Consider the following 25,283-nt stretch of genomic DNA (forward strand, 5'->3'; position numbering starts at 1 on the left):
ACGGACCAGCGCCTAGAGCGGGTAGGTGCCGCCGTCCATACCCTTTGCCCCGGTCGATCCACCGCCGGTGGCAGCCCCGCCGAGCCCACCGGCACCGGCAAGGGCGTTGACCGGATAGACGTGTGCGGACGCGTCGCCACCGCCGCCGCCATCACCTCCGTCGATCGCCGTTCCCGAGCTGTCACCGCCGCGCCCGCCCGCGCCACCGACCGCGAGAGACGTGGCGGTGCCGCCAAAGGCCTGAGAATTCCCACCGTTGCCACCGTCACCGCCCGTGGCACCCGACCCGCCGTCGCCGCCGCTACCACCGGTGGCGGAGTACCCGCCGGCATTCGTCGCCGCGCCGCCGGAACCACCGGCACCACCATTGGCCGTACCAGCACCCCCGGCGCCACCGTTGCCACCTGCGGCATCATTTTGGTTGGCGGCGAGGCCGATCAATGCCGAGCCGCCACCTCCCCCGGAGCCGCCGTCACCGGCACTACCCGCGCCTCCGTCCCCACCGCGACCGGCCGTTATATCGCCCAAGCCGCCTTGGACGACGTTACCGCCCGCGCCGCCCGACCCACCGCTGGCACCGTTGCCGCCGCTACCCCCGTTGCCTGCGACAGCGTTGCCGGTGACCGTGCCGTTGTAGACACCCGCAGAGCCCCCACCGCCCCCTGACCCGCCGGCGCCCGTGGTCCCGGAGCCGCCGTTACCGCCGTCGGAGGCCATGGCATTGCCATTGCCCGAGGTGGACGCCGACCCGCCGAAACCGCCGGCTCCGCCGATGGATCCGTCGCCACCATCGCCGGCTGCGCCGGCGACGGCATCGTAGGGATTGCCGAAGTTGGAAAGAGTCGCACTGCCCCCGTTACCGCCGGATCCACCGGGACCGTCGGTGCCTGAGCCGCCGTTCCCGCCAACGCCGGCGAAGATGGCGCCGAGGCCCGACGACGATGCCGTTCCACCAGACCCGCCGTTCCCACCGCTGGCGCCGGTGCCGCCATCGCCTCCGTCGCCGGCGGTGAGCGTCTGCTGTGACGCGGCACCAAAGCCGTTGACCGACCCGCCGCTTCCACCGGATGCGCCCGCGCCCGTGGTCCCGGAGCCGCCGTCACCGCCGTCGCCGCCGGTCAGATCGCCGAGTATCCCCTGGCTGTTCGCCGAGCCCCCGGAGCCGCCGTATCCGCCGGAAAGGCCATCGCCGCCACGACCGCCCTTTCCGCCGACGAGGTTCCCGGTCGAGGCGCTGTTGTAGTTGCTGGCAGAGCCGCCACTGCTGCCCGAGCCGCCGTTGGCGGTAGTCCCGGCGCCGCCGTCACCACCGTCGCCGCCGATCAGGTTGCCAAGCCCCTGGGTAGACACCGAGCCGCCCGAGCCGCCGGCCCCACCGCTGGTTGCCCCGGCGCCACCCTTCCCACCATGGCCGCCGCGGGCAGTTCCGGTGGACGCGGGACCGGAGCCGTTCGCCGTCCCCCCGGAGCCGCCTGCCCCGCCGTCGGAGACGGTTCCGGTGCCGCCATCACCGCCGCTGCCGGCCACGATGTCCCCGAGCCCGTCGCTGGACGCGTAGCCGCCCGAGCCACCTGATCCGCCGGACGCTCCTCGGCCGCCCGATCCCCCGCTGCCCGAGGTGGCCGTCCCCGTGGACGCGTTGTTGTAGATGCTGCCTGCACCGCCGCTGCCACCGGACCCACCGGCGGCGGAAACCCCGGCGCCGGCATCGCCACCAGCACCACCGGTGACATAGCCCGATCCGTAGGTGGATACGGATCCACCCGAGCCGCCCCATCCGCCGCTGGTGGCTCCGTTGCCACCGGCGCCCCCGTCACCGCCGATCACCGCACCATTGCCCTTGGAGGTCGCATTGCCGGCGCTGCCGCCAGATCCGCCGGTCAGAGTGTTCCCGGCACCTCCGTCGCCGCCACTGCCGGACGTAGCGGTACCCGTCGAGGCGGTATTGGTCACCGTCGCCTTCCCGCCGACGCCACCAGCCCCGCCGGAGGTGGCACCTGCGCCTCCGTCGCCCCCCGCGCCGGCCGTGACGTTGCCAAGTCCGGATGTTTCAGCCGATCCGCCGCCGGCGCCATCGCCACCGTCCGCCGTGGTGCCTACGCCTCCGTTGCCACCGGCACCGCCGTGCACGCTGCCACCCTGGCTGGACGCGTTGCCGCCGAGACCCCCTTCTCCGCCGCTGACGCCGTCGCCGCCATTCCCGCCACTGCCGGCGGTGATCGTCCCTGTGGCACCACTGTTATTGGCGAACGCTTCGCCGCCGCTACCGCCTGACCCGCCAGTGCCGGTGGTCCCGTTGCCGCCATCGCCACCGCCACCGGCGACCGCGTCGCCGCGACCCGATGTGGAGAGGTAGCCGCCGGAGCCGCCATCGCCGCCGGCGGCACCATCGCCGCCGCGGCCGCCGCTGCCCGTGGTCACCGTGGCCGTCGAGGACGAATTCGACAGGGTCGCGTAACCCCCGCTGCCGCCGGTCGCGCCGGACGAAGCTCCGAAACCGCCGTCCCCGCCCGAACCAGTAGTGATGTCTCCAAGCCCGACGCTGTACACCGAAGCGCCGGATCCGCCGAAACCGCCGGTGGTTGCGCCGCTGCCACCCTTGCCCCCGTTGCCGGCAAGGGCGGGCGCGGTCGACGCGTAGTTGTTGACACTCACCGCTCCGCCGTTGCCACCATTTCCGCCGCCGTTGACGCTCCCGTCACCACCGTCGCCGCCCGCACCACCGATCGCTTGCCCTTTAGCGGATGTGTACACCGAACCGCCGGAACCACCCCACCCGCCACTGGAACCGCTGCCGCCCTGTCCGCCCACGCCGCCGGTGGCGGCTCCGGTCGAGGCGTAGTTGACGATGTTTGCCAATCCACCGCTTCCTGCGGATCCGCCGGCGCCAGTGGTCCCCGAACCCCCGTCTCCGCCGGCGCCGCCCGTCGCGCTTCCAATCCCAAAGGACGACGCGTTACCTCCGGAGCCGCCCGAACCGCCCGTCGAACCGTCGCCGCCACGCCCCCCGTTGCCCGCGATGGCATCAACGGACCCGTTCGATGACACGGTGGCCCCGTTACCGCCGCTACCGCCGCTCCCCGCACCGGCGCCGTCGCCTCCGTGACCGCCGTCGCCGCCCCGTCCTGCCAGCGCACCGCTCACTCCCCCGCCGCCACCGGCACCGCCGTCGCCCGCGCCCACAGCGTCACCGCCGGATCCGCCGGTACCGCCGTTGCCGTAGGCGCCGCCTGCCCCGCCGGTACCTCCGGCGCCCCCGGAACCGCTGCCGGTGTAGCCCGCTCCGCCCTCACCGCCGTTACCGCCATTGCCGGGAATGATGACGCCCGTTGCGCCGGCCGCGCCAGTGGCGGCGCCGGAACCACCGGCCGCCCCGCCGGCCCCACCTTTACCTACCCCGGTGGGGTTGCCGCCTTCGCCGCCCGTACCACCCGGCGTCAGGGCGTCGGGTCCGGCACCGCCGGTGCCACCGTCTCCGGGTGCTCCGGCATTGCCACCGGCTCCGCCTGCTCCCCCGTTGCCGTTCAGACCTGCGGCACCGAACAGCGCCGATCCTTTGCCGCCTGCGCCGCCCGCGCCACCGGCTCCACCGTCGCCACCGGCACCGCTGTCACCGCCATTACCACCGGTATCGCCCGGCGTCGTGGTGTCCCATCCCGCGCCACCGGCGCCACCGACGCCGCCGGCCCCGCCGACTCCGCCCCGTCCGCCGGCCCCTCCATCGCCGAACACCATTCCGCCGTTGCCGCCGGCACCGCCGGCGCCGGCCTTTCCGCCGGGCCCGCCGACACCTCCGATACCGCCGTCAGCTGTCGACGACGTGCCGGCGGCGCCCGCGGCGCCGACCGCACCAGCCGCACCCGCACCGCCGATACCGCCGGGCCCGCCGTCGCCGAAAAGCCGGGCGCTGCCGCCCATTCCACCTGACCCGCCGGCCACGGTGGCACCGCCGATACCGCCGGCACCACCGGCTCCGCCATTGCCCCGCAACCAGCCGCCGGCTCCGCCCGTGCCACCTACCCCGCCGCCCACGCCACCGGCGCCCCCAGCTCCGCCGTTACCGATCAAACCGGCCGCGCCGCCGGCCCCACCCTGCGAACCCGCCGCGCCCGACCCACCGGCGCCACCGTTGCCCCACAGAATGCCGCCGGCTCCGCCATTGGCCCCGGTTCCAGGCGCACCGTTTGTGCCATCGCCGATAAGCGGACGTCCCAGCAACGCGTTGGTCGGTGCGTTGATCACGCCTAACAGCCCCTCCGCGAGGGTTTGCAACGGCGAAGCGCTGGCCGCATCGCCAACCAGATAAGCAGTGCCCGCCCCCGCTAGTGTGCTGCCGAACTCGGCATTGAACGCTGCGATACGCGCGCCGATTGCCTGATACTCACGGGCGTGGCCGGAGAACAGCGACGCGATTGCTGTTGATATCTCGTCTTCAGCGGCGGCGAGCACCGTGGTCGCGGGAGATGCGAATGCTTCCGTCGCGTCGTTCAATGACGCACCCAGACGTGCCACATCCGCGGCGGCGGAAGCGAGCATGTCCGGCAATACGGCAACGTAAGACATCCTGCCTCCCAAACCCGGCCCGTACGAGGTTCAAAGTCATGCAGAGGGCTAGAGCATGCCATAGGGGCACCAGGTATTCAGGGACTTTCCGTCAATCAATTTACGCAGTTGGCAATTTATTGTGGGCGCGCCAGCCCACTCCATTTCGGGTTATTAGCGGCCGCATATCGCGCGTCGAGTCGTTTCCGGCCACGTCGAGATGCCGAGCACTTCCGCTCTATGCACTGCTCAGTGGGCGAAGTGCTCCGCCTCGTAGTGCCCGCCGGGCTTGAGCTTGTCCAGCGACGCCAGCGCCTTGATCGCGTCGTCGTGCAGCGCGCGGGCCAAGTCGGCCGACAGCCCCTCGCGCACCACGATGCGCAGCACCGACACGTCGGTCGCGTTGTCGGGCATGGTGTAGGCCGGCACCTGCCAGCCGTATCCCCGCAGCTCGTGGGAGACGTCGAACTCGGTATAGCCCCGGTCTTTGGCCAGCCGGAAGCTGACCACCGGGATTGCCGAGCCGTCGGAGATGATCTCCATGTGCTCGCCGGTGCGCAGCTGCTCACCCAGCCAGCGCGCGGTCGAGGACAGCGACTGCATGACCTGGGTGTAGCCCTCGCGGCCCAGCCGCAGGAAGTTGTAGTACTGGCCGACTACCTGGTTGCCCGGCCGGGAGAAGTTCAGCGTGAAAGTGGGCATGTCACCGCCCAGGTAGTTGACCCGGAAGACCAGATCCTCGGGCAGGTGTTCCGGGCTGCGCCACACCACGAACCCGATACCGGGATAGGTCAGGCCGTACTTGTGGCCGCTGACGTTGATCGAGACCACCCGCGGCAGCCGGAAGTCCCACACCAGCTCCGGGTGCAGGAACGGCACCACGAACCCGCCGCTGGCGGCGTCGACGTGCACCGGGACGTCCACGCCACCACCGGCGGCCAGCTTGTCCAGGGCCGCGCAGATCTCGGCCACCGGCTCGAGTTCGCCGGTGTAGGTGGTGCCCAGGATCGCCACCACGCCGATAGTGTCCTCGTCGACGGCGTCGAGCACCTGCTCGGGCGTGATGACGTAGCGGCCCTCCTCCATCGGCAGGTAGCGGGGTTCGACGTCGAAGTAGCGGCAGAACTTCTCCCACACCACCTGCACGTTGGAGCCCATCACCAGGTTGGGGGTGCGGCCCTTCCAGTCCTTGGTCTTGGCGCGCCAGCGCCACTTCAGCGCCAGACCGCCCAGCATCACCGCCTCGCTGGAGCCGATGGTGGACACGCCGACCGCACTGCCGGGGTCGTCGTCGCGCAGGCCCTCGGCGTGGAACAGGTCGGCCACCATGCACACACAGCGCTGCTCGATGGCCGCGGTCGCCGGGTATTCGTCTTTGTCGATCATGTTCTTGTCGAACGTCTCGGCCATCAGTTTCCCGGCTTCGGGGTCCATCCAGGTCGTGACGAAGGTGGCCAGGTTCAGCCGCGAACTGCCGTCGAGCATCAATTCGTCGTGGATGAAGCGGTAGGCGGCTTCGGGATCCATCGACTCGTCGGGCATCCGCAACGCCGGCACCGGCGCGGTGAACAGGCGACCGGTGTAGGCCGGAGTGATCGAGTGGGTGGCCATCGACGGGTGGCTCTTGGACACGGCGATCCTTTCGTTGCTGGTTGCTAAAGAGCGGCCACAGCTGCCCGGATGTGGTGCAGAATCCGCGACGACGAGGTCGGCGCCTCTCCGGGTCCCGGGTCGGCGGCCGACAGTGCCGCCGCCCGGGCGTGGACGAATGCCGCGGCCGCTGCGGCCTCGCCGGCGGGTAAACCGGAGGCCAGCAGCGCGCCGATCATCCCCGACAGCACGTCACCGGACCCGGCGGTGGCGGCCCAGGACTGCCCGGCGGGGTTCAGGTAGACGGGCCCCCCGGGTTCGGCGATGACGGTGACGTTGCCCTTGAGCAGCACCGTGGCCCCCAGGGCGTCGGCGAGCCTGCGCGTCGCGCCCACCCGGTCGTCCCCAGGCGGCGATCCGGCCAGCCGGGCGAACTCCCCGGCGTGCGGTGTCAGCACCGTCGGCGCGGTGCGGCCGGTGACCAGCTCCGGATGAGCGGCCAGCATTGTCAACCCGTCGGCGTCCACCAGCACCGGGAGGTCGGTCTCCAGGGCGAACCACAGTGCGGCGGCGCCGGCCTCGTCGGTGCCCAGTCCCGGCCCGACAACCCAGGACTGCACCCGTCCGGCCGCCGCCGGGGTGGGTGAGGCGATCACTTCGGGCCAGCGGGCGAGCACTTCGCGATGGGCGCTGCCGGCGTACCGGACCATGCCCGAGTGGGTCGCCACCGCCGCGCCGGTGCACAGCACCGCGGCGCCCGGGTAGGTCGAGGAGCCGGCCAGCACGCCGGTGACGCCCTGGGTGTACTTGTCGTCGCGGGCGCCCGGCACCGGCCAGCGCGCAACCACGTCGGCGGCCTCGAAACTGAGCAGATCGGCGCCGGGCAGTTCCAGTCCGATGTCGACGAGTTCAATGCGGCCACAGTCAGCCAGCGCGTGCACGGGTTTGAGGCCGCCGAAGGTGACGGTGAGCGCGGCGCGCACCGCGGGTCCGGTGATGGCGCCGGTGGCCACGTCGATGCCACTGGGAATGTCGACGGCTACCACCGGGATGTCACCGGCCTGTTCGAAGACGTGAGCCGCCGCCGGCCGCAGCGGCCCCGAGCCGGAGATACCCACCACTCCGTCGATCACGAGATCGGTTGTGGGATAAATTCTTTCGACGACATGCCCGCCCGCCATGCGGAACGCGGCCAGCCCTTTTCGGTGGGCCTTGTCGGGGTTGAGTAGCACCGCGTCGGCGGCCGCGCCGCGCCGTCGCAGGAAGGTCGCCGCCCACAACGCGTCGCCGCCGTTGTCGCCGGACCCCACGACCGCGCAGACTCGGCGGCCCGCGACTCCGCCCGTGCGGGCGGTCAGCTCACGGATGATCGCGACGGCGAGGCCATAGGCGGCGCGTTTCATCAGTGCGCCGTCAGGCAGGCTGGCCAGCAGCGGCGCTTCCGCGTCGCGAATCGTGTCCGCAGAGTAGTAATGCCGCATCGTCAGCCCGGCGCTTCCTGTGTCTTGCGCCGTCCGAAGACGGCTTTGAACCGCTCGGCCGGATTCCAGGACCCGGTCTTGCGCTCGCGGGCCATCGGGAAGAACGCCAGACCGATCAGCAGCGCCGCGAAATAGCCGATGGCGGTGAAGCTGAGCTCGATCCGGTCCATCACCAGCACGGGAAAACCGAAGATGAGCAACAGCACCCCCAGGTAGCCCCAGCGCCAGGGCCGGGCGATGCGGTAGCTGAGTATCCCCATGACCCCGACCAGGAAGTAGCTCACCCCGATGTCGTGGGCGCGCACCGATCTCGACGAGGCGTCATGCATCTGAATAGCCAGGTAGAGCAGGCCTTCGCTGATATAGGTGGCGACGATGTGTGACGTCAATCCCACAGTGAGCCAACGCAATTGGCCGAGCCATCGCTCGGCCGGGGCCAGGAAGATGGTGAACAACAGCAGGTAGGGCTCCAGGCTCCGGCCGTCGATCCACAACAGGCTGGAGAACAGCACACCCAGCGGATCGGTCGCCAGGGCGTGCACGTTGGTGTAGCGGTGCAGCAGGATCGAGTGCAACTGATGCCCGGTGAGCAGGTTCTGCACGATCGTCGTGATGGCCAGCGCGAGCAGCCAGCCGTAGGTCAGCGGCGCGCTGGTGACGTAGTGCCACACGATGCGCACCAACGCCCGAGCCCGTACCGATACCGATACCCTCGCCACCGTGTAACCCTTTCACGCCCGGTGTCGCAGCGTACAGCGTGGGCGGCTTCGGTTCAGCTAGTTGCCGCTGGCTCAGCGGATTTCGCGGGTTTCTCCGGCTTCTCCGGTTGCTCCGGTGCCAGGTGCCGCCACCAGCAGGTGATGTAGATCAGCATCGAGAGCACCAGGACGACGATCACCCACAGGACGACCCTGACGTCGACCTCGGCCCCGAACGGCGGCGCGTTGGGCAGCGCGTTACGCAGCGGCACCACCGCGAAGAGCATCGCCGCGTACCAGGTGGTCATCGGGGGCTGGAACTTACGCTTGTCCCGGGCCGTCTGCACCGCGACGAACAGTCCCATGCCGGCGAGTGCCACCAGAACCGCGATGATGACGACCGCGAACGTCTTGGTGCTCGGTGACCGCTCCAACTCCACCCGATACGGTGCGGCGGCCGCGGAATTGTCGGTCGTCGAAATGTCGATGCGCCAACCGGCGAGACGGTCGGCGAACGTCACGGCCGCCCGTTCCGGCACCGGGTTGTCGCCCCGGAAGACCTCGACCGTCACCGGCCCGGAAACGTAGTGATCGAACGGCCAGTCGGTGACGGCTCCCGAGATGCTCAGTGGCACCGGAAAGCTGCCGGGCACCATGCCTTTCGACCATGAGCGCTTGGTGGGAGACGCCGCGGAGGTGACGACGACGCTGAAGTCCTGGGTCAGATCATGGGTGCGGGGGTCGAGCAACGTAGGTCCGGGCACGATGGCGAGGTTGGCCAGCAACACCGTGTTGCTCTGCTGAACTTCCTGCAAATCCATGGTGATGGTGGTTCCGTCGGTCATCGGCCGCCCCTGGGTCAGGTCGTGCGGGCCATGACCGGCGCCGGCGTAGACGAAGTTCGTGGCGACGTAGGCCGCGATGAACAGCAGCACACCGGCGATTCCGAGCTTCATATCTCATGCCTATAACCGCGTCCGAAAACCCGCAAGGACCAGCAGCGAACTCAATTCTCGGGTCTGAGATGCCGCCACCAGCACGCGATGTACAGCGTCAGCGAAATCACCAACACCACAATGACCCACAGAATCACCGTCACGTCGATCCACGCGCCGACAGGGGGCGGGTCGGGGAGCGCGCCCCGCAGCGGCATCACCGCGAAGAGCATCGCCGCATACCAGGTGGTCATCGGCGGCTGAAATTTCCTTCGGTCGCGAAACGTCTGCACCGCGACGAACAACGCCAGCACGGCGAGCGCGACCAGAACACCGAGAATGACGACGGCGAAGGCCGCGGTACTGGGTGACCGGTACAGATCCAGCCGGTAGGGCGCTCGTTCGTTGCCCGCCCCGAGCCGATTGACCTCGATCTTCCAGCCGAGCAGCCGGTCGACCAGTGTCGCGGTGGCGGGCACCGGCGTCTGGGCTGCCCCGGTGAAGAGCTGCATCGCCAGGGGCCCGGACTCGTACTGGTCGAACGGCCAACTGGCGACATCACCGGTGAGGGTGACCGACACCGGAACGATGTCGGGCAGCGTGCCCTTGGGCCAGGTCCGCTTGCTCGTCGATACCACGGAGGTGGCTACGACGCTGAGATCGTCGTTGAGCGTGTGGGTCTCGGGGTCCAGCAGCGCCGGTCCCGGCAGGACGGTGATGTTTGCCCGCAGCACGCTGTTGTCGGACTGGATGTCCTCGATGTCGAAAGTCACCTTGGTTCCGTCGGCCGGGGCGGGACCGTCGGCGATCCGACGCGGATGGCCCATTCCGCTGTCGACGTACAAGACGATGGAGCCGATGTAGGCCGAGATGAAAAGCAGGACGCTCGCGATCGCGAGCCTCATGGGCCGGCCGGCTTCTCCGGCGCCAGATGCCGCCACCAGCAGGACACGTAGATCCCCATCGAGGCGACCAGGGCCACGATCACCCACAACACCACGGTGACGTCCACCCACGCGCCGAACGGCGGCGCGTCCGGAAGCGCGTTGCGCAGCGGGATCACCGCAAAGAGCATGGCGGCGAACCACGTGGTCATCGGCGGCTGGAATTTGCGGCGGTCGCGCACGGTCTGCACGGCGACGAAGAGCGCGAAGCCGGCAATCGCGACGAGCACCCCGAGCAGGGCGATCGCGAGCGCCACGGTGCTCGGCGAGCGCTGCACCTCCGCGCGGTACGGCGTCTTGGCATCGCCTGTCCCGCCCTGCACCTCGACCTTCCAGCCGGGCAGGCGGTCGACGAAGGTCACCGAAGCCCGCTCCGGCGTCTGCGGCGTGCCCCGGAACAGTTTGATCGACACCGGTTTGGAGACGTAGCTGTCGAAGGGCCAATCCGACACGTCGCCGCTGATGTTGAGCGAGACCGGGACGACGCCGGGCTGCGTCCCCTTTGGCCAGGTTCGGCTGGTCGGCGCGGTCGCGGATGTGGCGGCGACCGTCAGGTCTTCCTTGAGATTGCCGGTGAGCGGATCCAGCAGCGCCGGTCCGGGCGTCACCGTGAGGTCTCCGACGAGCGCGTTGCGGTAGGGCTGGATGCCCGTGATATCCAGCGTCACCGTCGTTCCGTCGGCTGACGGCTGGCCTTCGGTCAACGGATGGGCGGGACCCATGCCGGCGAGCGCATACAGCGCGACCAGGCCGACGTAAGACACCACGAAAACCCCGAGACTGACAATCCCCCACCGCATGGCGTCTCCGACTATTCGACTGTCACCGACTTCGCTAGATTACGCGGCTTGTCCACGTCATAGCCGCGGGCCCGGGCCACCGACGCGGCGAACACCTGCAGCGGGATGGTCGACAACAGCGGCTGCAAAAGTGTTGACACCGAAGGTATTTCGATCAGGTGGTCGGCGTAGGGACGCACCGTCTCGTCACCCTCTTCGGCGATCACGATGGTTACCGCGCCCCGGGTCTGGATTTCACGGATATTGGACAGCAACTTCGCGTGCAATGTCGCCGACCCTTTCGGCGAGGGCATGACGACGATCACCGGTAGGTCGTCCTCGATCAGCGCGATCGGGCCGTGCTTGAGTTCGCCGGCCGCAAAACCCTCGGCATGCATGTAGGCGAGTTCCTTGAGCTTGAGCGCGCCTTCCAGCGCGACCGGGTAGCCCACGTGGCGGCCCAGGAACAACACGGTCGACGACTGGGCGAACCGGTAGGCCAGGTCGGCCACCGGGTCGGTCGCCGCGATCACCCGGGCGACCAGGTCCGGCATCGCCTCGAGTTCGCGGTACTCGCGTTCGACCTCGTCGGGGTACTTGGTGCCGCGGGCCTGCGCCAGCGCCAAGCCCACCAGGTAGTTGGCGGTGATCTGGGCCAGGAACGTCTTGGTGGAGGCCACCCCGATCTCCGGCCCGGCGCGGGTGTACAGCACCGCGTCGCACTCACGCGGGATCTGCGAGCCGTTGGTGTTGCAGATCGCCAGCACCTTGGCCTTCTGCTCCTTGGCGTGCCGGACGGCTTCCAGGGTGTCGGCGGTCTCCCCGGACTGGGAGATGGCGACGACCAGCGTGCTGCGGTCCAGAACGGGGTCGCGGTAGCGGAATTCGCTCGCGAGCTCGACCTCGACCGGCAGCCTCGTCCAGTGCTCGATCGCGTACTTGGCCAGCAGGCCGGAATGGTAGGCCGTGCCGCAGGCGACGACGAAGACCTTGTCGACCTCGCGCAGCTCCTGGTCGGAGAGGCGCTGCTCGTCGAGCACGATCCGGTTGTCCACGAAATGGCCGAGCAGTGTCTCGGCCACCGCGGTGGGCTGCTCGGCGATCTCCTTGAGCATGAAGTACTCGTAGCCGCCCTTCTCGGCGGCGGCCAGGTCCCAGTCGATATGAAATTCCCGGTACTCGCGGCCCGCTTGCAGGTCGTCGTTTCCGTGGAAGTCGAAGATCCGGTATCCGTCGGCGGTGATCACCACCGCCTGGTCTTGGCCGAGTTCGACGGCCTGGCGGGTGTGTTCGATGAATGCGGCGACGTCGGAGCCGACGAACATCTCGCCCTCGCCGATGCCGATGACCAGCGGCGTCGAGCGGCGGGCGGCGACGATGGTGCCGGGCTCGTCAGCGTTGGCGAATACCAGGGTGAAGTGGCCTTCCAGCCGGCGCAGCACCGACAGCACGGATGCGGTGAAGTCCCCGGCCGTCTCGCCGTGGTGATACGCGCGCGAGACCAGGTGCACTGCGACCTCGGTGTCGGTGTCGCTGGCGAACTCCACGCCTTCGGTCTCCAACTCCTGGCGCAGCGCGGCGAAGTTCTCGATGATGCCGTTGTGAACGACGGCGATCTTGCCGGCCGCGTCGCGATGCGGGTGCGCGTTGCGGTCGGTGGGGCGGCCGTGAGTTGCCCAGCGGGTATGGCCCAGTCCGGTGGTGCCGGACAGTTCGGTCGGAGCCATCTTGGCCAGCGCCGCCTCCAGATTGGCCAGCTGGCCGGCGCGGCGGCGCACCATGAGCTTGCCCCTGCCGTCGGCCAGCGCGATGCCCGAGGAGTCGTAGCCGCGGTATTCCATCCGGCGCAGGGCGTTCATCACGACGTCGCAGGCAGGACGCTGCCCGACGTAGCCGACGATTCCGCACATTCTGACCAGGGTAGTGCAGGCGCTGAATTATCACCGGGACCGGCGATATCGTTTATCTCTCTACCTGCATGAAAGGTCTGCTGTGTCACAGCCGTACCGCCCGCCCGGCCCGTATCCACAGCCCGCCGCGTCCGGATATCCGGAGCCGCTGTTCCAGATCGGCCTGCTCAAGCACACCGGTGCGCTGATTTTCTGGCATCAGCAGACCTCGCGGTACACCGGCACGCTGCAGCAGTGTGAGCAGGCCTATAAAGACGCCCAGACCCACTGCCTGCTGGCCGGCTGGTGGAGTTTGGGGTCGCTCGTGGTGCTCAACTGGATCGCGCTGTTCTCCAACATGCGCGCCATCCGCCAGGTGCGGGCGCTGGCCCAGAATCCACACGCTTACGGGCACCACCAACACCCGGTGGCCCCGCCTGCCACACCACCCGGCTGGTATCCCGACCCGTCCGGCCAACCCGTCCAGCGTTATTGGGACGGTGCGACGTGGACCGCCTTTACCCATCCACCGGGGCACCGCTAACGTCGACGGGTGGCCCGCATCCGCAAGCTCGTCGCCGCCCTCAACCGTCGTGGTCCACATCGCGTTCTGCGCGGTGACCTGGCCTTTGCCGGCCTGCCCGGCGTGGTGTACACCCCGGAGTCCGGGTACAACCTGCCCGGCATCGCCTTCGGGCATGACTGGCTGACCGGCTCGGCCCAGTATTCGGGCCTGCTGGAGCATCTGGCGTCCTGGGGCATCGTGGCCGGGGCGCCGGACACCCAACGCGGTCTCGTCCCGTCGGTGATGAACCTGGCATTCGATCTCGGCGTTGCCCTCGACATCGTCTCGGGTGTGCGGCTGGGCCCTGGCGAGATCAGCGTGCACCCCGCCAAGCTCGGGCTGGCCGGCCACGGGTTCGGCGCTTCGGCCGCGGTGTTCGCTGCGGCCGGCATGTCCGGTTCAGCCGGCAGGCCGCTGGCCGCGGTGGCGGCGCTCTTCCCGACGGTGACCGCTCCCCCCGCCGAGCTCCCGGCTGCGGGCCTGGACGTGCCGGGTCTCATCCTGACCGCCCCCGTTGATCCCAAAGCGCTCAACTCCAACGCCATCGCACTGGACCGCGCCTGGGACAAGGCCACGCTGCGCATCGTGAGCAAGGCAGAAGCCGGCGGCCTGGTGGAGGGCCGGAGACTGCCGAAAGCCGTGGGGCTGGCCGGTTCAGACCGCAAGACCCAGCGGGCGGTCCGCGCGCTGCTGACCGGCTATCTGCTCTACACGCTGGCCGGCGACAAGACCTACCGCGACTTCGCCGATCCAGACGTGGCGCTGCCCCGAACCGACCCGGTCGATCCAGAAGCGCCACCGGTGACTCCCGAAGAGAAGATCGTCGCGCTGTTGAAGTGATCGGCAGGCGTGTGTCCCGGCGCACGCGAGCGGGTAATAGCCACTTATGGCAGACGTACAGGCTCTGTACCAGCGTTGGATCAGCGAGCTGTGGGCCGGGCGGCCGGTCGCGGCGGAGATCGTCACCGATGACTTCGTCGGGCACTGGCCCGATCGGGAAGTGCACGGACCGGACGAACTGACGCAGATCATCGAGCAGACGCGGAATATGTTGAAGGATTTGACCTTTGACATCGAACTCGGCCCGCTGCACGACGGCGACCTGATCGCGGGCCGTTGGGTCGGCAGCGGCGAGGGCCCGGACGGCCCGGTCCGGTTCACCGGCAACGACATTCTGCGGCTCACCGATGACGGGCAGCGATTCGCCGAATACTGGACCGGCACAGCGACAGGCTGACGCGGGGCCCCGGAGCGGCCGTGGTAATTGTCGTTGATGCGAATCGGGATCGCGCTGGACTACTCGGGCGGCTTTCACGAGGCGGTCGACCGCGTCGTGGAACTTGAAAAAGTCGGTATCGACATAGCCGTGGTCGCCGAAGCCTATGCCTTCGACGCCATCAGTCAGCTCGGCTTTCTGGCGGCCCGGACCAGCACCGTCGAACTGGCCTCGGGCGTGTTGCCACTCTTCATCCGGACGCCCTCGCTGCTCGCCATGACGGCCGCCGGCCTGGACTACGTTTCCGGTGGCCGTTTCAACCTGGGAATCGGCACTTCCGGACCGCAGGTGATCGAGGGGTTCCACGGCGTCGAGTTCGACGCTCCGCTGGGCCGGACCCGGGAAGCCGTCGAGATCTGCCGGCAGATTTGGCGCAGGGAGAGGCCGCTCGAGTACGACGGCAGGCACTATCAGATCCCGCTGCCGGCCGATCGCGGGACTGGTTTGGGCAAGGCCCTGAAACTTATCAATCACCCTGTCCGGCAACGTATTCCGATCTCGATCGCGGCACTGGGCCCGAAGAACGTGGAGCTTACCGCGGAGATCGCCGAAGGTTGGCAGCCGGCGTTCTACTATCCGGACAAGGCGCATCTGGTGTGGGGTGAGGCGCTGGCGGCCGGCGCCGCCAAGCGCGACCCTGAGCTTGGACCTCTCGACGTCATGGTGGGTACGGCGCTGGCGATCGGCGACGACGTCGAGGACCGGTTCGCCTGGATCAAACCGCAATTGGCGCTCTACATCGGCGGCATGGGCGCCCGGGGCCGCAACTTCTACCACGACCTGGCCACCCGGTACGGGTTCGGCGAGGCCGCTGACCGAATTCAGGAGCTCTACCTGGCCGGCCGCAAACGTGAGGCGATCGACGCGTTGCCAGATGAACTGGTGAAGGGGGTCTCGTTGATCGGCCCGCGTGGCTTCATCGCCGAGCGGCTGGCCGTCTTCGCCGAATCGGGGGTGACCACGTTGCTGGTGCGGCCGGCGACGGCGGATGCCGGGGAAGCCGTTCGCTATGTCGAGGAGCTGCTGCAGCTGCTTCCGTGACGTCACTGCCCCGCCTGCGGGAGTTCGTTTGCAGCGATTTCGCAGGGGGTCGACCCCGTCGCGGGCGGGGTGGGGGGCGGCACCTCGACCGGCGGCGTCTCCCCAGGGATCGTCCCGGTGACAGGTGATCCGGTTGCAGGTCGCGCCGCACCGATCGGTTGCGAGACCGGCACGGCGGCCTCACCCTGGGCTGGGGCGGACTCGGGTTTCTTCTGTTCTTCGGCTGCTTCGAGCCGGTCCGGCTCGTGCGGGTCGTCCTCGTCCTCGAACGGGTCGGCGGCGAGGCTGTCGGCGGGGCCGCCGTCGGGGGCCGACGATCCCAGCAGGTCACCCATACTCGCGACGATCCGGCTGGCGAGACTTCCGAGACCACCGAGACCCTCCAGGCCACCGACACCTTGGGAGCCGACGCCTTGGGAGCCGACGCCGCCGTCGAGGCCACCCGCGCCAACCGGGTCACCCGACCACCCAGTCCCTGATTCCGCCGGCGTCGGTGCCGGCGCTGGTGCAGGCGTCGGTGCCGGCTGGGGTGCGGCGGTAGTCGTGGGGATCGGCGCGAACCGTGCGAGCGCCGCCAGCAGCGTCCCAGCGGCCGGCCCTCGCGGCGGCCGGTCCAGCGGACCGAAATCACCGGGAATCTCGAAGTAGGCGCGCGGGGCCGCAGCGAACCGGTCGGTGACCATGTCGTAGGCCGCTGTGACGCCCGCCCGGGAGGACAACATCGCCGATCGCCACTCACGGCGAATGTCGTTGTCCACGAACGGCTTGATCTGTTGGGTGACCACATCGCGGGCGCCCGCATCGGTCGCCACAGCGGCGGACGCTGCCAGCCATGCCGGCCGCTGCGCCAGCGTGCGGTCGTCGATCGCAGTGGTCGTCGCGACCTTCGCGTCGACCAGTTGCCACAAGTTGTCGCGCAGCGACTCACAACGCTGGGCCGCTGCGCGAACCTCGGCGACCAGCGCGCCGGCGGTGTCGCAGTGGCGCCGCAGAAACGCCACCGCGGCGTCGGCGCCCGACCCTGTCCACGCCGTCGCCAACGCATTGAGCTGGTCGCGCAGTAATCGCAGCGCGTCCGTGGCCGCCGACCCCGCGGCGCGCAGCACCGCACAGTCGCCGTCCAGGGCGGGTAGGTCGAGCCCCTCTTCGCCGGCGTACCAGTAATGAATCTGCGCGGGGTCGCCGGTCAGGTCCGGATCCCGGTAACCGATCTGTTCGCAGGCCTGCAGGTACGTCTGCGTGTGCTCAACCGCGGGCAGGCCTTCGGCGAGGCGTCCCGCGACGTCCAGGCGCGCGGCCACGGTCAGGCGATCCGGGCCGCGGCATACGACTCCGCCTCAGCGTATCGATCGGCTGCGGCCCGCAGCGCGGCGGCGATCTCGACCGTCGCCCGTGACCACTGGGACAGTTCGGCGGCCAGACGGTCGAGTTCGGCGCGCAATCGCTGGCCGCACCCGGCATACGCCCGGCCTGCGCGAGTTCTGTCAAAGGCCAACCACGACAGGTGGTTTGAGGCCGCATCGCCGATCAGCTCCGCCGCGTCGTCGATCCGGCCGGCGATCCCTCGCACATCCGCGCTATCGAGTCTCATACCCCATTCGACGCCCCCCGGGGCGCCGGGGTTCCACCCGGTTTTTAACCGGCAGCGCCGACGGCGTCGGCCACGGTGGCGGCCAGCCGCTGCGCGATGTCCTCGTCGGCAGCCTCCACCATCACCCGGATGAGTGGTTCGGTTCCCGAGGGACGCAACAGGATTCGCCCGGTGTCACCGAGTTCGGCCTCGGCCTGCGCGACCGCGGTCTGCACCGAGGGCGCGACGGCGGCGGTGGCCTTGTCGGCGACCTCAACGTTGATCAGCACCTGCGGCAACGTCTGCATCGCCGCGGCCAGAGTGGCCAGCGACGAACCGGTCTGCACCATCCGGGTCATCAGACGCAGCCCGGTGACGATGCCGTCGCCGGTGGACCCCAGGGCCGGCATCACGATGTGGCCGGACTGCTCGCCACCGAGGCTGTAGTCGCCGGCCCGCAGCTCTTCCAGGACGTAGCGGTCACCGACGCCGGTGGTGCGCACGGTCACGCCGGCGGCGCGCATGGCCAGATGTAGTCCGAGGTTGCTCATCACGGTCGCCACCAGCGTGTCGGATGCCAGTTCCCCGGCCTCCTTCATGGCCAGGGCCAGCACGACCATGATGGTGTCGCCGTCGACGAGTTCGCCGTCGGCGTCGACAGCCAGGCAGCGGTCGGCGTCGCCGTCGTGCGCGATCCCCAGGTCGGCGCGGTGGGCGATGACCGCTTCCCGCAGTGCCTCCAGATGGGTGGAGCCGCAGCGGTCGTTGATGTTGAGGCCGTTGGGTTCGGCGTTGATCGCGATGACGCGGGCTCCGGCAGCGCGGTAGGCGCTCGGAGCCGCTTGCGAGGCTGCGCCGTGGGCGCAGTCGACCACCACGGTGAGCCCGTCCAGGCGGCTCGTACTGGCCTTGCCGACGTGGCGCAGATAGCGTTCGGCCGCGTCCTCGGCGTCGACGACCCGGCCGATCCCCGCGCCGACCGGGCGCAGTCCCGGCCCGGTCGCGACCAGATTCTCGATCTGGTCTTCGGTGTCGTCGTCCAGCTTGTGGCCGCCGGGGCCGAAGATCTTGATGCCGTTGTCGGGCATCGGGTTGTGCGAGGCCGAGATCATCACGCCGAAGTCGGCGTCGTAAGCGCCGGTGAGGTAGGCGACTGCGGGCGTCGGAAGCACACCGACTCGCAGCGCGTCCACGCCTTCGCTGCTGAGGCCCGCGATGACGGCGGCTTCGAGCATTTCGCCGCTGGCCCGTGGATCGCGGCCGATCACGGCCATCCGGCGGCCGGGTCCGGTTGAACTCGCCAGGTGCCGCGCCGCGGCGGCGCCCAGCGCTAGCGCCAACTCGGCGGTCAGCTCGCGATTGGCGACTCCACGGACGCCGTCGGTGCCGAATAGTCGACCCATGCGGACAAACCTCTCACAAGATAGCGATAGTGCTCATACCCACTTTTGGCTGCGAGCGTGCCGACCGGGCGTGCGACACGCCGACTGACACACGCTCGCAGCCAAAAAGTGGTGGCTGATCAGCGCTTGCTGTACTGAGGCGCCTTGCGAGCCTTCTTCAGGCCGTACTTCTTGCGTTCGGTGGCACGCGGGTCGCGGGTGAGGAAGCCGGCCTTCTTCAACGCCGGCCGGTCCTCGGGGGTCGCCACGATGAGCGCGCGGGCGATGCCCAGACGCAGTGCCCCGGCCTGGCCGGAGGGGCCGCCGCCGTGCAGGAGGGCGTAGATGTCGTAGCTTTCCAACCGCTCGACGGTCACCAGCGGCGCCTTGATGAGCTGCTGGTGCACCTTGTTCGGGAAGTAGTCCTCGAGGCTGCGGCCGTTGAGGTCGAACTTGCCGGTGCCGGGCACCAGGCGCACCCGCACCACAGCCTCCTTGCGGCGGCCGACGGTCTGGATCGGGCGCTCGAACACGAACGACTCGGTCTCGACCACGGCCTCTGCGACCTCGGTGGTTTCCAGACTGGTCTCGGTCACTGCGCCACCTGCTTGATCTCGAACGGAACCGGCTGCTGAGCGGTGTGGGGGTGCTCCGGGCCGGCGTAGACGCGAAGCTTCTTCTGGATCTGCCGGCTCAGCTTGTTCTTGGGCAGCATGCCGACGATCGCCTTCTCCACCACGCGGTCGGGGTGCTTCTGCAGCAGCTCACCGATGCTCCGCTGGCGCAGACCGCCGGGATACCCCGAGTGGTTGTAGGCCATCTTGCTCTGCAGTTTGTCGCCGCTGATGGCGACCTTTTCGGCGTTGATGACGATGACGAAGTCACCACCATCGACGTTGGGCGCGAACGTGGGCTTGTGCTTGCCGCGCAGCAGCGTCGCCGCTGCTACGGCAAGGCGGCCAAGCACAACGTCCGTGGCGTCGATGACGTACCACGACCGCGTGGTGTCACCCGCCTTGGGCGCATATGTGGGCACAGCGCTTACCTTCTCTTCTCTCGGGTGGATCCCGGTGCGAACCGGGGGCCGGTCAGGCGTTTGCGGCAGGGGCTGGTCTCGGCGACCGACAGTGACCCGAGGACCCACGTACCCGCAGGTACCGCACGCCAACGGAGCAGCTTACCGACGCGCATCCCCGCAGGTCAAAACGACTACCACGACCAACTGCCGGCCGCCCGGCGATCGGCGCCGGCCACCTCGGCTGCGCCGTCGCGGACCGCTTGCCCCAATTCGATCAGGATCTCATTGAGCGCGGTGGCCGCCTGGTGCCATTTGAGCTGTTCGGCCTGGTAGGCGGCGGCCGCCTGCCGGGTCCAGAGGTGCTGCAGGGGCGTGATCTCAGACCGCAGCTCATCCAGCGCCGCGTTGAAGCGAGCGGCTGTGATGTGAATCTCCTGCCGGATGGAGTGTTCGATGGCGTCGAAGTGATACGACAGCGTTGAATCCATGACGGTCTCCGATCAGAGGGTTCCGCCGGTGGCGGCGATTCGGTCGGCATGGCTCTGGCCGGCCTCACGCAGCGCCGCTTCGTTGTGGCGGATGGTTTCGGCGATGGCGTGCAGGACGTGATGAAGCCGCGCCGACTCGGCGTTCCAGCGATCCACCACGTCCTTGAACCGCGCCGCGGCGGCCCCGCCCCACACCGACGGCGGTACGGCGCCCATCTGCCCGATGAATGCGTGCAGCATGGACCGGATCTCGTCATTGCGGACGTCTGTGGTTGCTGCGACCGATCTCATCAGGTCGAAGTCGGTGTTGAGTGCGTCGGCACCTGCAGAAGTGCTCATCTGGTCCTCCTGTTGTCTCCTTGTTCGACCCGCGTGGACGCGGTTTGGTTCCATCGACTTCCCGGGCTCACCCCACGGCGTGCGCGGTCCGCACGGCCTGCTCGCAGGCGGACCGGACGGAGTCCCGCTCCGCGGGCCGGCTCTGGCATCCGATGCTGATCCGCAGCGATCCGTCCAGCAGCACTGTCCACCGCACATCGTGGGCCGCCCGCACTTCGCGATAGGTCACTGCGGGACGGCCGGCGCTGACCCCGGCCGGGTCGAAGTCGACGAAGACCCCGGCTGGTTCGGCGTCGATCGCGCGGCGCAACCGGTCGGCGGCACCGGCCAGCGTCTCGCCGGACGTCGACGCTTGCGTGACGTGCAACGCCGCCTCGGGGTCAGACGGTGAGGTGATCTGGACCCGCGCCGAACCCGGCCCGGAGGTGACCCGTTGGGTGAGCCAGCCGGCGGGGATCGTCAACGCCACGTCACCCTCGACCAGAACCGTCGTGGGCTCCGCCCGGGCCACCGGGGGTGGATCCTCGGCGGTCACCGCGGGCAGCACCAGACCCGCCGCGGTCACCGTGACACCCGCGACCGCCAGCCGCGCACGAGTTCGACCACCGAATGTCACGACCGGTTCCCGGTCCGGAATCGATGCCGCCGCGCGGGCCGGCTTCGTCGCACCGATGTCTTCGACCGTGGTGACGAGGTAACCGGTCACAATAGCGTCGGTGATCGCTCGGGCGAGCCGACGTGCTCCGGGTACCGCGGTCGGGGCGTCGATCACCACGCTGCCCGGTGGCATCGTGGCGATGACGCGGGCAACCTCCTCGACGACGCCCTGCTCGCCGGTGCGGCGCGGCACCGCAACGACACCGTCTCCCGAGACGGCCACCAGCCGTTCGGCGATCTCCACCACCATCGCCGAATTCTGTTGTGCCAGAATGGACGAACGCGTGCATACGGTGGCCTCAGCGCCCGCGGCCGCGGTGACGACGTCGACCCGGGCCGTCGACCACCACGACGGACACATCACGAGCACGCCGAGGTGCCCCGCGGTCAACGAGCGCAGCACGTCGCGCCACAGCGTCTCAACGGCGATGGGCCGCTCGTCCACCAACGCCACCGGGTCGTCCACGGCCTCCAGCGCCGCTACGAAGCGCGCGTCGGTCTCGGCTGTCGCGCAACACAATCGGCTGATGCGCACCGGCCCGGCCACGACGACTGCGCGGTGCGCGGTCATGCCGGCGGGCACCAGGCCACCTGCACCAGCTGCTCGACGCCGGGGCGCGTGATCAGTGTGCCGCGACCGGGCGGCAGCTGTGCGGGTGGCCTCGATCCCAGCAGGGCACCCTCTTCCGGGCGGCCACTCATCATCATTCCCATGCAGCCCAGGTCTCGCAGACCGGCGAGCAGCGGCTCGAACAATGCCCGCGCGGCGCCCCCACTCCGTCGTGCGGCAATCATGTGCAGTCCCAGATCTGTTGCATACGGCAGGTATTCGAGCAACGGGAGTAACGGGTTCGCGGTAGACGTGGTAACCAGGTCATAGTCGTCGACGACGAGGTAGATCTCGGGACCGGTCCACCATGATCTCGCCCGCAGCTCAGCCTGGCCGACCTCAGGACCCGGCATCCGCAGCCGCAGCAGATCGACCAGCTTTGACACCAGAACCTCCAGGGCCGCGGGCGCCATGGCGTACCCGCCCAGATGTTCCGACGTGACGACGCCGAGCAGTGTGCGCCGGAAGTCGACCAGGAACAGCCGGGCCTGCGCCGCGCTGTTTATGCGGACGATCTCGCGGCACAGGGTGCGCAGCGCGGCGGTCTTGCCGCAGCCGTTGTCCCCGAGTATCAACAGATGCGACCGCTGCTGGAAATCAATTGCAGCCGGCTGTAATCGGTGCTCTTCGAGACCGAGCACGATCCGGGGCTCGCGTTCGAGGACGACGGCGTCGTAGTCGACCTGGGTGGGTAACAGCGGTATCGGCGGCGCTGCGGGGCCGCCGCGGTGCAATTCGAGTTCCTCCGGTCCCGGCAGGGCGACCATCATGTGCAGGCCGTCTTCGCTGAGACCGCGACCAGGACGGTCGGTGGGCACCTGACGGGCCTGCCGGCGGTCAAGCTCGGAATCGGCGGGATCACCGAGCCGCAACTCGATGCGGGTGCCGAGCCGATCCTTCAGCGCCGGCCTGATCTCCGCCCAGCGACCGGCTGACACCAGCACGTGCACCCCGTACGAAAGTCCCTGAGCCGCAAGCACGGTGATCGAATCCGCAACCGCGTCGAAGTCCTGGCGCAGGCCCGCCCACCCGTCGACCACGAGGAACACGTCCGGGAAGCAGCCGAGCGAACCACCGTCGCGGCGGCATACTTCGCGGGCGTGTACCGCCGATTCCATCTCGGCCGCCATCCGCCAGACGAGCTCTGGCTGAGTCCGGTCGGCGACCGCGCCGACGTGCGGCATGCCGCGCAGGGCGGACAGTGCTCCGCCGCCGAAGTCGAGGCAATAGAACTGCACCTGTCCGGGACCGTGCGTGGCGGCCAGTGCGGTGATGAGGGTGCAGAGCGCCGTCGACTTGCCCGATCGGGGCGCTCCGACAACGGCGACATTGCCGGCAGCGCCCGACAGGTCGACCGTCAGCGGCACGCGACACTGCTCGTAGGGTCGGTCGACGACGCCTATCGGAACGACCAGACGTGTCGGCGGTCGACCCTCCAGCAGCGTCCGCAGTCGGGGCGCCGCATTCAGCGGAGGCAACCACACCTGGTGGGCCTGAGGCCCCTGGCGCTCCAGGCGGTCGAGGATCGTGCGCAGGAGCGAGGGGCCGTGTTCCTGCTCCGAATGCCGGACTGCCCCAAAATTTTCGGCGGTGAAGCGGCGTACGCCGGGCGCTACCCGGCCGCCGGCACCGCCCGACGGCGCCGGTCCCGACACGCACGCGGCCTGGAAGCGGACCGGCTCTCCGCTAGCTGCCCGCAGCAACCCCGCTCCCGGCGTGTTGGGCAGTTCGTATGCATCCGTGGTGCCCAGCACTGCACGTGAATCGCCGGCGGACAGGGTCTTCAGGCAGATCCGGTAGGACAGGTGGGCTTCCAGGCCACGCAGCCGCCCCTCGTCAAGGCGTTGACTGGCCAGCAGCAGGTGCATGCCGAGGGACCGCCCGACCCGACCGATCGCGACGAACGTGTCGGCGAAATCGGGATGCTGACTGAGCAGTTCGGAGAACTCGTCGACGATGATGAACAGTGTCGGCAGCGCAACCGATCCGGGCACCCGAGCCTGCGCGTACGCCGCCGCGCTGGCGAAGTTACCGGCCTTACGCAGCAACTGTTGCCGTCGGTTCATCTCTCCCGCCAGGGCCTCACGCATCCGTGCGACCAGGGCTGCCTCGTCGGCGAGGTTGGTGATGACCGCCGCCACATGCGGCGCCCTGGCGAAGTCGAGAAACGTAGCGCCGCCCTTGAAGTCGATCAGCAGTAGATTCAGCACCTCGGGCGAGTTGCGCATCATCATGCCCATCGTGACGGTGCGCAGCAGCTCGGACTTGCCCGATCCGGTGGCTCCGACGCACAGCCCGTGCGGCCCGATCCCTCCCTCGGCTGCCTCCTTGATGTCCAGGAGCACGGGCTGGCCGTCCAGAGTGGCGCCGATCGGGACCCGCAAGCGGTCCCGGCGGTTCTGGTTGTGCCACAACGTGATCGGGTCAGCATGGATGCCGAGGAAAGCGGCCGCGTCGGCGGGTCCGGGCACACCTGTGGCGGACGCCGCAATCCGGCGCGCGCACACCACCGCATCGTCCCGGTCGAGGTAATCGGGAGCCTCCAGCAGGTCCTGCCCGGCGGAATGGCGAATCGTCAACGATGCCGCCGGAACGCCGGTCCGCAGCACGGTCGCGCCGCTGATCTCGACGTCGTCGTTTCCCGCAGCGTCGACGATCACCACCACATGCGGGTGCACCATCCGCGCCGAACCGGCCGGGTCCGTCGCACTCGGATGTCGATTGTGCGGCAGCCACTTCAGCCAGTCCCACTCCGCTCGATCCGTCACGGCGGCGACGATCAGCAACTTCTCGGGCGGATGCGCTATCGCCAGCTGGCAGACGATTGCGCGGAGCAGTCCGCGCACCCGATCTGCGTCGCCGTCGATGGTCGCCCCGTCCAGTACGCGTAGCGGCATCGTGATCGGCGCATCCGGGAGCGTCGAATATGTTCGCACGAAACGATTCAGGGCCGAGACCGTCACAGGATCACACCGGCGCGCAGGTCGTCCCGGCGCGACCACCAGAGCGGGTTCCAGCGGAATACTTCCGATACCGATCCTGACCGAGCAGGACGCCGGTTCGGCGGACTGTCGCCTCCACATGCGCTCGCCGCCTGCCAACGTCCAGAGACTGTCCGGCTCGGGATGCAACGACGTCAACGACGCATGCTGCGCGACAATGGCTTCGGTGACTTTCGGGCGCAATGCGCACAGGTAGTCCAGATACTCGTCCCGGTCGCCTCCCAGCGCCGCACCCCGGCGTCGGTCCCGTCCGGCCGTCAGCGCCAGCGACGCCAGCATCATCGCGGGAACGGCCAACAATGCGGGATTGCGCGCGGCGGGAGACCCGGTGCAGAAGACCACCCCGGCGACGGCCACGGACGCGACGGCCATCACGGCCGGCAGCACCAGCGTGCCCGAGGACGCCGATCGCGATAATTCGGGCGGGGCGGCTACTTCGATGACCGCGACCATAGTTCGACGACGTTAAGCGGCAGC

At 69.2% G+C, this 25,283-nt stretch carries 21 protein-coding genes; 4 read left to right on the forward strand and 17 right to left on the reverse strand.

The genetic code is table 11. The features are described 5' to 3' along the window. Positions 1 to 12 precede the first annotated feature (12 nt). From ACNQS7_RS14160 to glmS, 8 genes are all read right to left on the reverse strand, one after another. A complete protein-coding gene (locus ACNQS7_RS14160; protein WP_418013027.1) occupies positions 13 to 4,563 on the reverse strand; it encodes a PE family protein in 4,551 nt (1,516 codons plus the stop codon). Between the two features lie 228 nt (positions 4,564 to 4,791). Beyond that, positions 4,792 to 6,174: a glutamate decarboxylase gene (locus ACNQS7_RS14165; RefSeq protein ID WP_418013028.1), complete on the reverse strand. Its 1,383-nt coding sequence runs from the start codon at positions 6,172 to 6,174 to the stop codon at positions 4,792 to 4,794. Positions 6,175 to 6,197: 23 nt separating this feature from the next. Next, entirely contained in the window at positions 6,198 to 7,613 is a 1,416-nt protein-coding gene (locus tag ACNQS7_RS14170) for an NAD(P)H-hydrate dehydratase (protein ID WP_418013029.1), read from the reverse strand. A gap of 2 nt (positions 7,614 to 7,615) precedes the next feature. Further along, positions 7,616 to 8,332 (reverse strand): rhomboid-like protein, encoded by a 717-nt coding sequence (locus tag ACNQS7_RS14175; RefSeq protein ID WP_418013030.1) that lies wholly within the window; start codon positions 8,330 to 8,332, stop codon positions 7,616 to 7,618. A gap of 53 nt (positions 8,333 to 8,385) precedes the next feature. Beyond that, complete coding sequence (locus ACNQS7_RS14180) at positions 8,386 to 9,267, reverse strand: DUF4436 domain-containing protein (RefSeq protein ID WP_418013031.1); 882 nt, start codon at positions 9,265 to 9,267, stop codon at positions 8,386 to 8,388. Positions 9,268 to 9,317: 50 nt separating this feature from the next. After that, positions 9,318 to 10,151: a DUF4436 domain-containing protein gene (locus ACNQS7_RS14185; protein ID WP_418013032.1), complete on the reverse strand. Its 834-nt coding sequence runs from the start codon at positions 10,149 to 10,151 to the stop codon at positions 9,318 to 9,320. Continuing rightward, positions 10,148 to 10,990: a DUF4436 domain-containing protein gene (locus ACNQS7_RS14190; protein ID WP_418013033.1), complete on the reverse strand. Its 843-nt coding sequence runs from the start codon at positions 10,988 to 10,990 to the stop codon at positions 10,148 to 10,150. Before ACNQS7_RS14190 ends, ACNQS7_RS14185 begins: the two co-directional genes overlap by 4 nt. 11 nt (positions 10,991 to 11,001) lie before the next feature. Next, entirely contained in the window at positions 11,002 to 12,879 is a 1,878-nt protein-coding gene (gene glmS, locus ACNQS7_RS14195) for a glutamine--fructose-6-phosphate transaminase (isomerizing) (RefSeq protein WP_418013034.1), read from the reverse strand. Positions 12,880 to 12,961: 82 nt separating this feature from the next. On the opposite strand from glmS, the gene ACNQS7_RS14200 reads away from it, so the two are divergent. From ACNQS7_RS14200 to ACNQS7_RS14215, 4 genes are read left to right on the forward strand one after another with little or no spacing between them, the layout of a single operon-like run. Then, positions 12,962 to 13,402 carry a DUF2510 domain-containing protein gene (locus tag ACNQS7_RS14200; RefSeq protein WP_396890925.1) on the forward strand — a complete coding sequence of 147 codons (441 nt, stop codon included), beginning with the start codon at positions 12,962 to 12,964 and terminating at the stop codon, positions 13,400 to 13,402. A 9-nt stretch (positions 13,403 to 13,411) separates the two neighbouring features. Next, positions 13,412 to 14,263 (forward strand): hypothetical protein, encoded by an 852-nt coding sequence (locus ACNQS7_RS14205; protein WP_418013035.1) that lies wholly within the window; start codon positions 13,412 to 13,414, stop codon positions 14,261 to 14,263. Between the two features lie 46 nt (positions 14,264 to 14,309). Beyond that, positions 14,310 to 14,660, forward strand: coding sequence for a nuclear transport factor 2 family protein (locus tag ACNQS7_RS14210; protein WP_418013036.1), 351 nt, complete (start codon positions 14,310 to 14,312; stop codon positions 14,658 to 14,660). Between the two features lie 36 nt (positions 14,661 to 14,696). After that, positions 14,697 to 15,740: an LLM class F420-dependent oxidoreductase gene (locus ACNQS7_RS14215; RefSeq protein WP_418013037.1), complete on the forward strand. Its 1,044-nt coding sequence runs from the start codon at positions 14,697 to 14,699 to the stop codon at positions 15,738 to 15,740. A gap of 2 nt (positions 15,741 to 15,742) precedes the next feature. Here ACNQS7_RS14215 and ACNQS7_RS14220 read toward each other — a convergent pair whose 3' ends face one another. The 9 genes from ACNQS7_RS14220 to eccCb form a co-directional block, all read right to left on the reverse strand. Continuing rightward, complete coding sequence (locus ACNQS7_RS14220) at positions 15,743 to 17,041, reverse strand: hypothetical protein (protein WP_418013038.1); 1,299 nt, start codon at positions 17,039 to 17,041, stop codon at positions 15,743 to 15,745. Positions 17,042 to 17,043: 2 nt separating this feature from the next. Beyond that, positions 17,044 to 17,331, reverse strand: coding sequence for a type VII secretion target (locus tag ACNQS7_RS14225; RefSeq protein ID WP_418013039.1), 288 nt, complete (start codon positions 17,329 to 17,331; stop codon positions 17,044 to 17,046). 44 nt (positions 17,332 to 17,375) lie between these two features. Beyond that, positions 17,376 to 18,713 carry a phosphoglucosamine mutase gene (glmM, locus tag ACNQS7_RS14230; protein WP_418013040.1) on the reverse strand — a complete coding sequence of 446 codons (1,338 nt, stop codon included), beginning with the start codon at positions 18,711 to 18,713 and terminating at the stop codon, positions 17,376 to 17,378. Positions 18,714 to 18,832: 119 nt separating this feature from the next. After that, positions 18,833 to 19,288: a 30S ribosomal protein S9 gene (rpsI, locus tag ACNQS7_RS14235; protein WP_063892910.1), complete on the reverse strand. Its 456-nt coding sequence runs from the start codon at positions 19,286 to 19,288 to the stop codon at positions 18,833 to 18,835. Further along, positions 19,285 to 19,728 carry a 50S ribosomal protein L13 gene (rplM, locus tag ACNQS7_RS14240; RefSeq protein WP_055579855.1) on the reverse strand — a complete coding sequence of 148 codons (444 nt, stop codon included), beginning with the start codon at positions 19,726 to 19,728 and terminating at the stop codon, positions 19,285 to 19,287. The genes rpsI and rplM overlap by 4 nt, the downstream gene beginning before the upstream one ends. Before the next feature lie 173 nt (positions 19,729 to 19,901). Beyond that, on the reverse strand, positions 19,902 to 20,198 hold the full coding sequence (locus ACNQS7_RS14245) for a WXG100 family type VII secretion target (RefSeq protein WP_418013041.1): 297 nt from the start codon (positions 20,196 to 20,198) through the stop codon (positions 19,902 to 19,904). A gap of 12 nt (positions 20,199 to 20,210) precedes the next feature. Beyond that, entirely contained in the window at positions 20,211 to 20,537 is a 327-nt protein-coding gene (locus ACNQS7_RS14250; RefSeq protein ID WP_418013042.1) for a WXG100 family type VII secretion target, read from the reverse strand. A gap of 67 nt (positions 20,538 to 20,604) precedes the next feature. After that, positions 20,605 to 21,765, reverse strand: coding sequence for a type VII secretion-associated protein (locus tag ACNQS7_RS14255; protein WP_418015992.1), 1,161 nt, complete (start codon positions 21,763 to 21,765; stop codon positions 20,605 to 20,607). Next, complete coding sequence (gene eccCb / locus ACNQS7_RS14260) at positions 21,762 to 25,259, reverse strand: type VII secretion protein EccCb (RefSeq protein WP_418013043.1); 3,498 nt, start codon at positions 25,257 to 25,259, stop codon at positions 21,762 to 21,764. The genes ACNQS7_RS14255 and eccCb overlap by 4 nt, the downstream gene beginning before the upstream one ends. Positions 25,260 to 25,283: the final 24 nt, after the last annotated feature.

Source organism: Mycobacterium sp. 23 (assembly GCF_048287075.1).
Taxonomy (GTDB): Bacteria; Actinomycetota; Actinomycetes; order Mycobacteriales; family Mycobacteriaceae; genus Mycobacterium; species Mycobacterium gordonae_B.